The following is a 13,196-nucleotide window of genomic DNA, read 5'->3' on the forward strand; positions in this document are numbered from 1 at the left end:
CGCCGCCTCGCTCGTCAGTTGACGCCGCCAGCACGGCAAGGTTTCGCGGAAATCTTCGGGCAACGACGCAGGATCTCGGCTGTCGTCAACCACCGATATGCGCGAGAATTCGGGCCGCCGTCCGCTCCGGTGAAAGGTCCGTCGTATCGATTTCGACCGTGTGTTCAGCCAACCCGCGCAGCAGTTTATAGTTTGCCCGCAGCCGTTGCAGCATCGCCGTATCCGTCAGCTTGAGCGCCTCGGATCGGCCAGGAGAGATGAGGCGCCTGGCATTCTCCTCCGGCGCGCAATCGAGGAGAACCGCGACCAGATCCGCGCCTCTAGCAGCAGCCAAATCGAGATACCAGGAGAACGTCGCCTTATCATGCTCGTCATCCGCAAGAGCATCGGTAAAGACAAAGCTTTCAGCCGGATCGGCACGCACGGCATGATCGAAAACCGCTCGCCGAATCTGTTCACGCAGTGATGCATGCAGAGGGTTGCCGCGGGCGAAAAGAGCTTCCGCTGGATTAAGCAGCATGTGATTGTCGATAAGCCGCGCGCCGAGCCTTTTCGCCAGCAAGCGGCCGATAGTCAGCTTCCCAGTGCCTGGCCAGCCGTTGATATGAACTATACGGCTGGCAGGCTTTTGCGTCACGCGGCCTCTTTCGACACGTTTACACCACCCGCATCCGTCAGCAGAAATGCTTCGCCGCAGGCTTTGGCGAGCGTGCGCACACGCAGGATGTAGCTCTGGCGCTCGGTCACGGAAATCACGCCGCGGGCGTCGAGCAGGTTGAAGACGTGGCTGGCCTTGATGCATTGGTCGTAGGCCGGGAAGACGCATTTGTGCAGGCGCTGGTTGGCATTGTCACCGGGAGCACCGGCGGCGAGCAGCGCCTGGCATTCCTTTTCGGCATCAATGAAATGGCGATGCAGCATCTCGGTATTGGCGAATTCGAAATTATGGCGGGAATATTCCTGCTCGGCCTGCAGGAAGACGTCGCCGTAGCTGATCTTCTCGTCGCCTTCGCGGCCATTGAAGTTCAGGTCGTAGACGTTGTCGACACCTTGCACATACATGGCGAGGCGCTCCAGACCATAGGTCAGCTCACCGGCGACGGGCGAGCATTCGATGCCGCAGACCTGCTGGAAATAGGTGAATTGCGAGACTTCCATGCCGTCGCACCAGCATTCCCAACCGAGGCCCCAGGCGCCGAGCGTCGGGCTTTCCCAGTCATCCTCGACGAAGCGGATATCGTGCAGCAGCGGATCGAGGCCGATGGCGGCGAGCGAACCGAGATAGAGTTCCTGCAGGTTCGGCGGGTTCGGCTTCAGGATGACCTGATACTGATAGTAGTGCTGCAGGCGGTTCGGGTTTTCGCCGTAGCGGCCGTCGGACGGGCGGCGGGAGGGCTGCACGTAAGCGGCCTTCCACGGCTTTGGGCCAAGGGCGCGCAGCGTCGTGGCCGGGTGGAAGGTGCCAGCGCCCACTTCCATGTCATAGGGCTGCAGAACCGCACAACCCTTGTCCGCCCAGTAATGATGCAGGGTGAGGATCAGCGCCTGGAACGAGCGCTTCGGGTTCATATGGTCTGGAATTGTCGCGGACATGGAGGGGCACCGATTGCTTGAAATATGAGCGCGACAGGTGCCATGCAGCGCTGCAGGGGTCAAGGCTTTTGCACTGTATTCGCCTAAAGCCAGGTGCTGCTATTCGTCTTCCCGCTTGAGGCGATATTCGCCCGTTGCGGGATCCTTCACCAGCGTGCCGACCGCTCCCGTTTGGCGCTCCTTCTCGGCGCGGCGGGATTTTTCAGCAAGTCTCCGCGCATCGGAAACAAAGCGACGGTAGAGCCACCAACCCGCGCAGACGAGGATCAATAACGTAATTAGCTGTGCCATGTCCCCTCGTTTCTCCCGTTAAAGCCCGTAGCGGCTCCACAATGCCCTTTCCTCCGCTGCTTCGGCAAGCCCCGATGCGAGGCCGGATGCTGCACCTTCAAGCGAAACCGGCGACACACCGGGAATACGGCGGCCGAGCAGGCCGCGAGTGGCCGTGACGAGCTGCAGTTTCGTTTTCTGGCCGTAGCGTTTCTTCAATTCCTGGCGCATGTCGCCGAGGCCGTCGATGAGGCCGAGTTCCAGGCCGCGCGTACCGCTCCAGAAGAGGCCGGAGAAAACTGTCGCATCGTCCGTCAGCTTGCCGACACGGCGCTCGCGCACCATCGAGATGAAGACCTGATGGATCTCGAGCTGCAGGCTCTTCAAATATTCGATGTCCTTTTCCTTCTCGGGCTGGAAGGGATCGAGTATCACCTTGTTTTCGCCTGCCGTATAGACACGGCGCTCGACGCCGATCTTCTTCAGGAGCTCCGGAAAACCGAAGCCGCCCGAGACGACGCCGATCGATCCGACGATAGACGTCGGATCGGCGATGATCTCATCGCCCGCCAGCGCGATCATGTAGCCGCCCGAGGCCGCGACATCTTCCACGAAGACCAGCACCTTCTTCTGCTTTTCCCGCGCAAGCTCGCGGATACGCGTGAAAATAAGGCGGGACTGGACAGGCGAGCCGCCAGGCGAATTGATGGAGATGGCAACGGCGGGTGCGTCCTTCATGGAGAAGGCCTTTTCCAGCACCGGCGCAACATTGGCGAGATTGAGGGTCGGGCGAAACTGACCACCGCCGCTGATGATCGCGCCCTGCAGCCTGACGACGGGGATGACGATCCCGTCCCCGCGAAACCGCTTCGGCATCAGCTTTCTCAAAAATCCAGCCATTTCTCTTCCTTCACCATGATCGGCGCCAGCATGCATGTGCACATTACAAGGGCATTGCATGTATGCGCTGCAACGACAAACGCAATGGCCAAGCTCCAAAACATCGTCTTCCTAATTTCTTGTTGCGAATGACTTGCATTATCATTCCAGTCAGGCATAGTGCCGGCATGGCTAAACAGGTGAAAATGGCATGGACATCGTAAATCCGAATGCAAAGGGCGGCTGGCGGACCGAGCGCGGGGAGGCTTCGCTCTCCGACGTCTACCGTACGGTTGGTACGGGGCGGCACAGCTCCACGTGGCGGCGGGCGGCAGCCTTCCTCGGCCCCGGCTACATGGTGGCGGTCGGCTACATGGATCCTGGCAACTGGGCGACCTCGCTCGCCGGCGGATCGAAGTTCGGCTATGCGCTGCTGACCGTCGCACTGCTTTCGAACATCATGGCAATCGTGCTGCAATCGCTTTGCGCGCGTCTTGCCATCGGCTCCGGCCGCGACCTCGCGCAGGCCTGTCGCGATGCCTATCCAAGCTATGTGGCCGTACCGCTCTGGGCCTTTGCGGAAATCGCCATCATCGCCACTGATATTGCCGAAGTGATCGGGACGGCGATCGGCCTCAATCTGCTTTTTGGAATTCCGCTCGAGATCGGCGTGGTGATCACCGCGCTCGACGTCTTCGTCATCCTTCTCCTGCAAAGGCTCGGCTTCCGCTGGATGGAGGCCTTCATCATTACGCTGCTCGGCGTCATCGCAATCTGCTTTGCGGTGCAGATCTTCCTGGCCGACCCGCAATGGGGCGCCGTCATAAGGGGCTTCCTGCCTACGCCCGAGGTCGTCACCAACCCGGAAATGCTCTACCTGGCACTCGGTATTCTCGGCGCGACCGTGATGCCGCACAATCTCTACCTTCACTCCGGCATCGTGCAGACGCGCTCCTACGGCCATACCGTGCCGGAAAAGAAGGAAGCGCTGACCTTTGCCACAATCGACTCCACCGTGGCTCTCTGCTTCGCGCTCCTGATCAACGCCTCGATCCTTATCCTCGCTGCGGCCGCCTTCAATGCCAACGGCAAGACGGATGTAGTGGAACTTGGTGAGGCGCATTCGCTGCTGTCGCCGCTGCTCGGCCTTGCGATTGCGCCGACGCTCTTCGGCATCGCGCTGCTCTGCTGCGGCTTGAATTCCACGGTCACCGCCACGCTTGCCGGGCAGATCGTCATGGAAGGCTTCCTGAAAATCCGGTTGAAGCCCTGGGTGCGGCGCCTGATCACCCGCGCCATCGCCATCGTTCCCGCGGCTTTCGTGACAATCTGGTACGGCGATCAAGGCACGGCGGAACTGCTTATCCTGACCCAGGTGGTGCTCAGCCTGCAGCTTTCCTTCGCCGTCTTCCCGCTTGTGATGTTCACAGCCAGCAAGGCGAAGATGGGGGAACTTGTCGCTCCGAGATGGCTCAGCGCCGTCGCCTATGTGGTCGCTGTCGTGATTGCCGGCCTGAACGTCAAGCTGCTCCTCGACTTTGTGACCGGCGGCTAATGTTTGTTCTCAAGCAGTTTGGCACGGTCTAAAGCCTAGCATAGGCCGCGCGGCCATTGTTGAAATCATCGACGAGAGGGGAGAACTTGTGGCTCCCCTCTTCGTGCATAACGAGGGGCGCACGCAGCGAAAGCCGTGCCCGTGAGCCCTTGATCGCCGTCACGAGAATGCGGACGGCGTTTTCCCCCTCACGCGGATGAATGGCCGTGATCTCGATGCCGCCGAAGCGCCTGCCGCAGGCGTCAATGATCTCCGCGATCGATTGCGGCCTCGCGATCAGCGATAATTGTCCGCCCGGTATCATGATGGCGCCGGCCGTGCGGATCCAGCTCTCGAAAAGGTCATCGGTCATGGCGTGGGCTTCAGCCTTCAGCGCATCCGGCGTCCTGCGGTCGCCGGCATCGTTGAACGGCGGGTTCATAATAACGTGATCGAAGCTTTCGTCGATGAGACCTGCGTCGTTTCGCGCCCTGGCCGTCAGTGTGACATCGGCTTCAACGACCGAGACGCGGCCCGCCATATGGGCGTTGTCAGGCAGTTCGATGCTGCGGCGGGCGTAGTCGGCCATCTCCGCCGATCGCTCGAAAAGTACGACCTCGGCCTTTGCAAGGCGGGAGGCGACCGCAAGGCCGGCTGCACCGGCTCCGGCACCAAGATCGGCCACCTTGATCGGGCGATCATCGGCAACGAGAGCAGCGAGCAGCATGGCGTCCATGCCGGCGCGATGGCCCCTGCCCTTCGGCTGGACAATATGGAAAAGGCCGCGATGAAAGGCGTCTATCGTGTCAGTCACCGCCTGTGTCATCTCTTCACTTCCGCTCGCGCAATTCGCCGCCGAGACCCGCATCGGTGAGGATGCGCCGGGCCTGATCGGCCATCGCCTCGTCAACCAAGAGGCGGCGCGGCAGCATGCCGAGCGAGCCCTCCAGCACGCTCATCCCCTGATCGGCGATGAAGCACGCAATTCCCGCATCCTTCATGAGGCTCTCGGCAAATGAGAGCAGAACGGGATCGTTTGCGCGGATAAGCTCATGCATTTGCCGTCATTTTCCCTTTCGAATTTGCTGGCAGCGACAATTCACCCCTTGCCGCCTCCATCGCCCCTTTCTATTGTCAAAGGCAACGAATGAACAGGAGTCCGGGTCGTTGGGCGTGGTCATACCGCTTGAAGAAAACAAAAACAAACTGGCTTCCATCAAGCCGCTGGTGGATCTCACCAAGGCGGATATGGAGCGGGTGAACCAGCTTATCCTTTCCAAGGCCGGCTCCGATGTCCAGATGATCCCGGAGGTGGCGAACCATCTCATCTCCTCCGGCGGCAAGCGCCTGCGGCCGATGCTGACGCTCGCTGCGGCCTCGCTCTTCAATTACAGGGGCGAGAATCACGTCAAGCTCGCCACGTCAGTCGAGTTCATGCATACGGCAACGCTGCTGCATGACGACGTGGTGGACGAAAGCGACCTGCGCCGCGGCAAGTCGACCGCACGCACGATCTGGGGCAATCAGGCAAGCGTTCTGGTCGGCGACTTCCTCCTCGGTCAGGCCTTCCGCATGATGGTGGAAGTCGGCTCGCTGGAAGCGCTCGATGTTCTTTCCTCTGCCGCCTGCGTCATCGCCGAGGGCGAAGTGCTGCAGCTTTCCGTCGCAAAGAACATGGAAACGACCGAGGATGACTACCTCTCGGTCATCCGTGCCAAGACGGCAGCACTCTTTGCCGCTGCCGCCGAAGTCGGCCCGATCGTTGCCGAGACCAGCAAGTCCAACCGCAACGCACTGAAATCCTACGGTATGAATCTTGGTCTCGCCTTCCAGCTCGTCGACGACGCGCTGGATTACGGCGGCAAGGCGGCCGATCTCGGCAAGAATGTCGGAGACGATTTCCGCGAGGGCAAGATTACGCTTCCCGTCATCCTCGCCTATCGCCGTGGCACGCAGGACGAGCGTGCTTTCTGGCGTGATGCGATCGAAGGCGGCAACAGCAGCGATGCCAATCTGGAAAAGGCGCTTGGCCTGATCACCAAATACGGCACGCTCAACGACACGATCCAACGGGCCGTGCACTATGGCACGATCGCACGGGATGCGCTGGCACCGCTGCCGGACAGCCCCTGGAAATCGGCCCTGATAGAAGTCATCGATTTCTGCATCGAGCGCGTGAACTGACGCGTGCCTCTGCGAGGGGCATGTCTTTGCAGCAAAGCCGCCGCACGTTTTTGCGCGGCGGCGCTTTAATCAAACGTCCTTGAACGTGGGCTGAATTTCTTGCAGGGCCGCTTCAAAAAAGCCATCCTGTTGTGAATCAGTGTTTGCAACTGATTTTGCGGTCGGCGCGTTGAGTCGGCCGTCCCTGAAGAAAGGTTTTCTAATGCGGCAGAGATTTGTCACCCGTCTCCTTTCGAGCGCAGCCCTGGCGGCAGTGCTTTCGCTCGGCGGGATCGGCGGTGTGAGTGCCGAAGACGCGGCTAAGGCGGATGATGCCGGCAAGACCGTGACTTTCGATCCGGACAGCGTCACCACTTTCTCGGGCGCGTTTCTCGCTGCCCGCACGGCCGATGTGGACCACGACTATCCGACGGCGATCGAGCTCTACAAGAAAGCCTTGCAAATCGAGCCGGGCAATCCGGAAATCCGCCAGCGCCTGATGATCTCGCTGCTCTTGAACGGCGACATCAAGGACGGCGTGAAATATGCCAACGACCTGAAGAGCGACCCGACCGTCGAGCGGATTACCACGATCGTGCGCGGCATGGATGCGATGCGCCGCGGCGAGTTCAAGACGGCGGAATCGATCCTGAAATATGACGGGCCCAACGATCTCGACCGCATGATGAACGACCTCCTGCTGGCCTGGGCGCGTGTCGGCGCCGGCCGCGGCAAGGAAGGGCTCGCCATGGTCGAGAAGATGAAGGGACCGGACTGGGTCCGCATCTTCCAGAACTACAATGCCGGTGCGATCGCGATCGTCAACGGCGACGTCAAATCTGCCCGCCAGCATCTCAATGATGCTGTGCTGGACAAGGAAGGCGGCGCAACGGCACCCGACACGTTCATGCGCGCCATCATGGCGCTCGCACGCCTCGAAGCCTCGCAGGGCAACAAGCAGAAGGCGCTCGACGCTGTCTCGGTCGGCGACAACCTGCTGCCGAACTACACGCCGCTGAACGCGCTGCGCGACAGTATCGAAAAGGGCGAAAAGCAGGAACAGCAGGTCAAGAGTGCGGAAGAAGGTGCGGCCGGCGTGCTGTTTTCGGTCGGCGGCGCGCTGAACCGTGACGGCGCCGAAGACATTGTTTCGCTCTATCTGCAGACGGCCAACGCGCTTGATCCGAACAGTGCCGACACGCTGGTTCTGCTCGGCGGCATTGCCGAAAAGCAGAACCAGATGGACCGGGCGATTGCGCTTTACCAGAAGGTGCCGGCGAATTCGCCGATGCGCCGCATCTCCGAGCTGCAGCTGGGCCTCGCGCTCGCGCAAGGCGGCAAGGTGGACGAAGCCCGCAAGCACCTTCAGGCGCTGATCGCTTCCGACCCGAAGGATGTCAGGAGCTATCTTGCCTATGGCAGCGTGCTTTCCGACGCCAAGGACTATCAGGCGATGGCCGACAATTACGACAAGGCCGTCGAAGTGATCGGGCCGCTGCCGGGCCGCGCAGACTGGAGCGTCTTCTTCCAGCGCGGCATCGCTTATGAGCGGCTGAAGAAGTGGGACCAGGCGGAGCCGAATTTCCGCAAGGCGCTCGACCTCAATCCGAACCAGCCGCAGGTTCTCAACTATCTCGGCTATTCCTGGATCGACATGAACCGCAACCTCGATGAAGGCCTTGAGATGATCAAGAAGGCCGTCGAGCTGCGTCCTGACGACGGTTACATCATTGACTCGCTCGGCTGGGCCTATTTCCGTCTCAACCGTTACAACGATGCCGTTGATGAGCTGGAGCGTGCTGCGCAGATCAAGGCTGGCGACGCGACGATCAACGACCATCTCGGCGATGCCTACTGGCGTGTCGGCCGCGAGCTGGAAGCCGTCTATCAGTGGAACCGAGCACTGGCCTCCGAACCAGAGGAAGCGGCGATTCCGAAGATAAAGGAAAAGGTCGCCAATGGCCTGCCTGCACAGGATGACGACTCCAAGACCGTCGACAAGAAGCAGCCGGACCCGCAGCCGGTAACGCCGCCGCCGGTCGACAAGAAATCCTGAGGCCGCATGCCTGACATGGGCATGCCACTTTCCGTGACAGGCGACTTTGCCGTTACCGAAGATGCCTGCGCAAAAATCAATCTGGCCCTGCATGTGACGGGCCAGAGGCCTGACGGCTACCACCTTCTTGAAATGCTGGTGACATTTGCGCGCCATGGCGACCGGCTGGGCTTTGCGCCTGCCGATGCCGATGATTTCACGCTTTCCGGCCAGTTCGCCGACGTGCTTGCCGATGACCCCGGCACCAATCTGGTGCTGAAGGCGCGTGACCTGTTGCGAGAAACGGCAGGTGATGCTCCGCCCGTGCGCATCCATCTGGAAAAGAATCTGCCGGTCGCTTCCGGAATCGGCGGCGGCTCTGCCGATGCGGCCGCGACGCTGCGCGGGCTGATGCGCCTGTGGGGCGTGACGCTTCCCGCTGAGACCGTTGCCGCCCTCGCGCTGAAGCTTGGGGCCGACGTGCCGATGTGCCTGAAAAGCACGCCACTGATTGCCCGCGGTATCGGTGAACAGATAGAGACCGCCGATGCCCTGCCCTCCTTCGCCATGGTGCTCGCCAATCCGTTGAAAAGCGTTTCCACGCCCGAGATCTTCCAGCGGCTTGTCACCAAGAACAATCCTCCGCTCGTCCTGAAGAAGACGCAGCACTGGATGGAAGCCATACGGGCGACACGCAATGATCTTGAGATGCCGGCGCGGGAACTGGTTCCCGAAATCGCCGAGATTTCAAACATGCTCGCGGCAGAAGGCGCGCTTTTCACCCGCATGTCCGGCTCTGGCGCGACCTGCTTCGGCATTTTCGAGACACCCGTTGCTGCGCTGCGCGCCGCTGAGCGTCTTCACGCGGCCCGCCCGGACTGGTATTTCCAGTCGACCGAGACTTTCGCAGGAGGTGCATGATGGCAGGCCTGGATGAAAAACGAGCTTTTATACCCCTCGGCATTGCGGTTCTGACCGTTTCGGATACGCGTACGCTGGCGGACGACAAATCCGGCGACACGCTGGTGGCACGGATTGCGGAAGCCGGACATCAGCTGGTCGACCGCGACATCGTGCCTGACGACCGCGAGAGAATCACCGCACGCGTGCGCGCCTGGACGGAAGCCAAGGAGATCGACGTCGTCATCACCACGGGTGGGACCGGCTTCACCGGCCGCGACGTGACACCCGACGCGTTGGAACCGCTCTTCGAAAAGAGGATGGACGGGTTTTCGGCCGTGTTCCACCGCATTTCCTACGACAAGATCGGAACCTCGACGATCCAGTCGCGCGCCACGGCAGGTGTTGCCAACGCCACCTTCATCTTCGTGCTGCCGGGCTCGCCCGGCGCCTGCAAAGATGCGTGGGACGGCATATTGAAGGCGCAGCTCGACTACCGGCAGATGCCCTGCAATTTCGTGGAGATCATGCCGCGCCTGGACGAGCACCTCAAGCGCGGCGCGACGAAATAGGCTGGCTGCGACAGCGGTTTCCTCTATGTCGCGAGGCCCGGCAGGGCGGGCATCGTTTCCCAGCTGTCACCTGATAGCAGCACGCAGCTTATGCCGTGAACATCCGTGACGACGAGCGTCCAGGTGCCGCTTTCAGCGGCATAGACCTCGAGAATGGCGTTCTGGTTGATCAGTCCGACTGCCGTCAGCTTTTCAGCAAAGTTGCTGTCCAGGAATTTGACGATCTCGGATCGGCCTGCGCAACTGCGCATCATCTGCGATGCTGCCGGATGCGGATGCGCGATCAGCGATGTCGTCAATATGGCGGCCAGCAGGCCTTGGACCATATTGCGTAGCATGACGCACCTCCTTTCGCCGGAATCCCGGCAGAAGAGGAGATTTTCGCTGACCTGCTCTGCCGTTCACCGGCATTCCATGGCCATCCGTTGCGAAGCGAGGCGCTTCGGCGGCGCCATAGCCAGATTATAGCGCGAAATCCTATTGGGCGCCATCTTTTCGCAATATCGAGGAGTGCAGCTATCGCGCGGCGCGGGCGACCCAGGAGGGAATCAATTCGCTGGAGAGCTGGCGTGGCTTCTGTGCCTTGACGAATTCTGTAAGGCGCATGCCGCTCTTTGCAACTGAAATGGCAAGTTTCTTCGGCATGAGCAAGCCCAGTTCCAGCGGCGGCCTGGCACGGCCAACGCGCTGGAAAAAAGGGCGGCGATAACCTCGGGAGGCAGTAAAGCGCGCCGAGACCTTATTCAAGGCCACATATTCCGAGACTTCGTCGATCCAGCCCGCCTGAGGTCTTGCGCCCGGCTCGACGAAGAGCAGCCATTCGCCGCGAGCGGAGCGGATGATGTCCTTGATATCCCACTGCGAATGGAAACGGCAGCCGGCGGCATCCGCCACCCGCGAGGTGCCGTCGCGTGAGCCGTGATCAAGCACGACCACGTCGCTGACGAGACCTTCCACGGCGCCTGCCACCAATACCGATAGAGTCTGGGCCAGTTCAGGTTCCTGATCCTGGCATTCAAGAACGACAGTCAACATTGCCTGTTTATAGAGCGCCGCACAAAATTTTGCCAGCACCACTTTCCTCATTTTGTTCTTGCATTGTTCTCTTTTTATAGATAGGAATATAATCATCAAAACGAGCGGGATCGAGCGTTTTCCGCCGCTGGAGAATCCGATGAGACCACAGTCCCTTGCAGGGCAGGCCGCATTTGCGCCTGCCAATACGGCGGATATTGCCGACGCGATGATCGCGGCCTCGGGGCTGCGCATAGAGGTTGACCGGCGGCGTGGCCGCGGCGCGGGGCTGAACCCGAGCGGCCGCTTCGAACCGACCCAGCGCGAGGCCTTCGATGATGGCTGGCAGACGATTGAGGAACTGCCGCCCTTCAAGACGGATGTGCAGATCGAGAAGCCGCGCACGGCGATCACCCGCAACGAGTCCCCCGATCTTTCCTTCGACCGGTCGATCAATCCCTATCGTGGCTGCGAGCATGGCTGCATCTACTGTTTCGCCCGGCCGACACATGCCTATATGGGTCTCTCGGCGGGGCTGGATTTCGAAAGCAAGCTTTTTGCCAAGCCGGACGCGCCGAAGCTTCTGGAGCGCGAGCTCGCCAAGCCTGGCTACAAGGTCCGCGTCATCGCGATCGGCACCAACACCGATCCCTACCAGCCGATCGAGAAGGAATGGCGCATCATGCGGCAGATCCTCGACGTGCTGAACAAGGCGAACCACCCGGTTGCGATCGTCACCAAGTCGGCGATGATCCTGCGCGATCTCGATATTCTCACGGAGATGGCGGCGAAGAACATCGTGCGTGTCGGTATTTCGGTCACGACGCTCGATCGCAAGCTTGCGCGCCTGATGGAGCCGCGGGCCTCGACGCCGACGCGCAGGCTGGAGGCGATCCGTGGGCTTTCCGAGGCCGGTGTGCGCACATCAGTGATGGCTGCGCCGATTATCCCGGCGCTCAACGATCATGAGCTGGAGCGTATTCTGGATGCTGCGAAGGCGGCAGGCGCAGGAGAGGCAAGTTATGTGCTGCTGCGGCTGCCGCTGGAAGTGAGTCCGCTGTTCCGCGACTGGTTGCTGCAGAATTATCCTGATCGCTATCGTCACGTCATGTCGCTGGTGCGCTCGATGCGTGGCGGCAAGGATTATGACGCCGAGTTCGGCAAACGCATGAAAGGTGCCGGCCCCTACGCGTGGCAAATCGCCCGACGCTTCGAGATGGCGGCAAAGCGGCTGGAGTTGACCCGTCGAAGCCTTGCCTTGCGCGACGATCTCTTCGTGCCGCCAAATGGAAGCGGCGTGCAGCTTTCGTTGCTTTGACTGCTTATTTTCACGCAATTCCGAAAACGCAAAACCGTGATGCACTTTTGCTGGAATTGCTCTTGAGCTTGCGTAAGGCCTGAAGAAGACCTGCCCTGCGTCTTCTGTCTTGCGCAATTCCCGCGGATGGCCCTGACCGCACCATCCGTCGGACTGCCCCCGGCCGTCGCCGCCCTGATCCGGGGGCTTGCAGGAAATCGGGTTGGCGTGCGAGGTTCAACCGCATGAAACGTCGCACGTCACCCGATTCTCCTCTGCTTTTTGAAGAGTTCCCCCTCGTGCCGGATTTCCGGCTGGAGCTGAAGGCTCGCAAGGCCGGCCACTGGCCTGTCGCAGGCGCCGATGAAGCCGGACGCGGACCGCTGGCAGGCCCTGTCGTTGCTGCAGCCGTGATCCTCGATCCCAAGCGTATTCCTGAGGGCCTCAACGATTCCAAACAGCTTTCGGCGCAGAAGCGCGAGGAGCTCTTCGTCCAAATTCTTGCGACCGCTACGGTTTCCATCGCCTCATCCAGTTCGACACGCATCGACGAAACCGATATCCGCAAGGCAAGCCTCGACGCCATGCGCCGCGCGATCTGCGGCCTTTCCGTACCAGCAAGCTATGTGCTGACGGACGGGCTAGACGTGCCGGCAGGGCTCGACTGCCCCGGGCAGGCCGTGGTGAAGGGTGACGCGCGATCTGTTTCGATCGCCGCCGCGTCTATCGTGGCGAAGGTGACTCGCGACCGAATGATGGCGCGCGCACATCTGGTGTTTCCCGAATATGGTTTTGCTGCTCATGTCGGATATGGCACGACGCAGCATCGCTCCGGCATCGAGAAGCACGGACCGTGCTCGCTGCACCGGATGAGCTTCCGGCCGCTCCGCAAGGACGGCGTCGTGGGAGATGTGAATGGAGAGATGCTGGAGGATTAGG

At 60.9% G+C, this 13,196-nt stretch carries 15 protein-coding genes; 7 read left to right on the forward strand and 8 right to left on the reverse strand.

What is annotated here, in order from left to right:
• Nucleotides 1–85 precede the first annotated feature (85 nt).
• The 4 genes from H4W29_RS05265 to H4W29_RS05280 all read right to left on the reverse strand — a co-directional run bounded on the left by H4W29_RS05265 (nt 86) and on the right by H4W29_RS05280 (nt 2,763).
• Nucleotides 86–637, reverse strand: a complete 552-nt coding sequence (locus H4W29_RS05265; protein WP_192727990.1) for an AAA family ATPase — start codon at nt 635–637, stop codon at nt 86–88.
• Nucleotides 634–1,593: a glycine--tRNA ligase subunit alpha gene (locus H4W29_RS05270; protein ID WP_192727991.1), complete on the reverse strand. Its 960-nt coding sequence runs from the start codon at nt 1,591–1,593 to the stop codon at nt 634–636. Before H4W29_RS05270 ends, H4W29_RS05265 begins: the two co-directional genes overlap by 4 nt.
• Nucleotides 1,594–1,692: 99 nt before the next feature.
• Nucleotides 1,693–1,884 (reverse strand): hypothetical protein, encoded by a 192-nt coding sequence (locus H4W29_RS05275; protein ID WP_192727992.1) that lies wholly within the window; start codon nt 1,882–1,884, stop codon nt 1,693–1,695.
• 18 nt (nt 1,885–1,902) lie between these two features.
• Nucleotides 1,903–2,763, reverse strand: a complete 861-nt coding sequence (locus tag H4W29_RS05280; RefSeq protein WP_192727993.1) for a S49 family peptidase — start codon at nt 2,761–2,763, stop codon at nt 1,903–1,905.
• A 190-nt stretch (nt 2,764–2,953) separates the two neighbouring features.
• Here H4W29_RS05280 and H4W29_RS05285 point away from each other — a divergent pair, with 190 nt between their 5' ends.
• The gene (locus tag H4W29_RS05285; RefSeq protein ID WP_192727994.1) at nt 2,954–4,297 is read left to right on the forward strand and encodes an Nramp family divalent metal transporter; all 1,344 of its coding nucleotides are present in this window, start codon (nt 2,954–2,956) and stop codon (nt 4,295–4,297) included.
• A 28-nt stretch (nt 4,298–4,325) separates the two neighbouring features.
• On the opposite strand, the gene H4W29_RS05290 is transcribed toward H4W29_RS05285, so the two are convergent.
• Together H4W29_RS05290 and H4W29_RS05295 are read right to left on the reverse strand one after the other, a co-directional pair.
• Nucleotides 4,326–5,102 (reverse strand): tRNA1(Val) (adenine(37)-N6)-methyltransferase, encoded by a 777-nt coding sequence (locus H4W29_RS05290; RefSeq protein WP_192727995.1) that lies wholly within the window; start codon nt 5,100–5,102, stop codon nt 4,326–4,328.
• Between the two features lie 4 nt (nt 5,103–5,106).
• Nucleotides 5,107–5,334 carry a putative signal transducing protein gene (locus H4W29_RS05295; RefSeq protein ID WP_007814300.1) on the reverse strand — a complete coding sequence of 76 codons (228 nt, stop codon included), beginning with the start codon at nt 5,332–5,334 and terminating at the stop codon, nt 5,107–5,109.
• A gap of 109 nt (nt 5,335–5,443) precedes the next feature.
• On the opposite strand from H4W29_RS05295, the gene H4W29_RS05300 reads away from it, so the two are divergent.
• From H4W29_RS05300 to moaB, 4 genes are all read left to right on the forward strand, one after another.
• The gene (locus H4W29_RS05300; RefSeq protein ID WP_192727996.1) at nt 5,444–6,460 is read left to right on the forward strand and encodes a polyprenyl synthetase family protein; all 1,017 of its coding nucleotides are present in this window, start codon (nt 5,444–5,446) and stop codon (nt 6,458–6,460) included.
• Between the two features lie 202 nt (nt 6,461–6,662).
• Complete coding sequence (locus tag H4W29_RS05305) at nt 6,663–8,495, forward strand: tetratricopeptide repeat protein (protein ID WP_192727997.1); 1,833 nt, start codon at nt 6,663–6,665, stop codon at nt 8,493–8,495.
• Between the two features lie 6 nt (nt 8,496–8,501).
• Nucleotides 8,502–9,395, forward strand: a complete 894-nt coding sequence (locus tag H4W29_RS05310) for a 4-(cytidine 5'-diphospho)-2-C-methyl-D-erythritol kinase (RefSeq protein ID WP_192727998.1) — start codon at nt 8,502–8,504, stop codon at nt 9,393–9,395.
• Nucleotides 9,395–9,946 (forward strand): molybdenum cofactor biosynthesis protein B, encoded by a 552-nt coding sequence (gene moaB / locus H4W29_RS05315; RefSeq protein ID WP_113295162.1) that lies wholly within the window; start codon nt 9,395–9,397, stop codon nt 9,944–9,946. Before H4W29_RS05310 ends, moaB begins: the two co-directional genes overlap by 1 nt.
• 23 nt (nt 9,947–9,969) lie before the next feature.
• Here moaB and H4W29_RS05320 read toward each other — a convergent pair whose 3' ends face one another.
• Both H4W29_RS05320 and H4W29_RS05325 read right to left on the reverse strand, forming a co-directional pair.
• Nucleotides 9,970–10,284, reverse strand: a complete 315-nt coding sequence (locus H4W29_RS05320; RefSeq protein WP_192727999.1) for a hypothetical protein — start codon at nt 10,282–10,284, stop codon at nt 9,970–9,972.
• Nucleotides 10,285–10,462: 178 nt separating this feature from the next.
• The gene (locus H4W29_RS05325; RefSeq protein ID WP_192730675.1) at nt 10,463–10,981 is read right to left on the reverse strand and encodes a glycosyltransferase family 2 protein; all 519 of its coding nucleotides are present in this window, start codon (nt 10,979–10,981) and stop codon (nt 10,463–10,465) included.
• A gap of 139 nt (nt 10,982–11,120) precedes the next feature.
• Here H4W29_RS05325 and H4W29_RS05330 point away from each other — a divergent pair, with 139 nt between their 5' ends.
• Nucleotides 11,121–12,278 (forward strand): PA0069 family radical SAM protein, encoded by a 1,158-nt coding sequence (locus H4W29_RS05330; protein WP_192728000.1) that lies wholly within the window; start codon nt 11,121–11,123, stop codon nt 12,276–12,278.
• Between the two features lie 224 nt (nt 12,279–12,502).
• Nucleotides 12,503–13,195, forward strand: coding sequence for a ribonuclease HII (gene rnhB / locus H4W29_RS05335; protein ID WP_192728001.1), 693 nt, complete (start codon nt 12,503–12,505; stop codon nt 13,193–13,195).
• The last annotated feature ends 1 nt before the right edge of the window (nt 13,196 follow it).

This window comes from Rhizobium viscosum (assembly GCF_014873945.1).
GTDB classification, from domain to species: domain Bacteria; phylum Pseudomonadota; class Alphaproteobacteria; order Rhizobiales; family Rhizobiaceae; genus Rhizobium; species Rhizobium viscosum.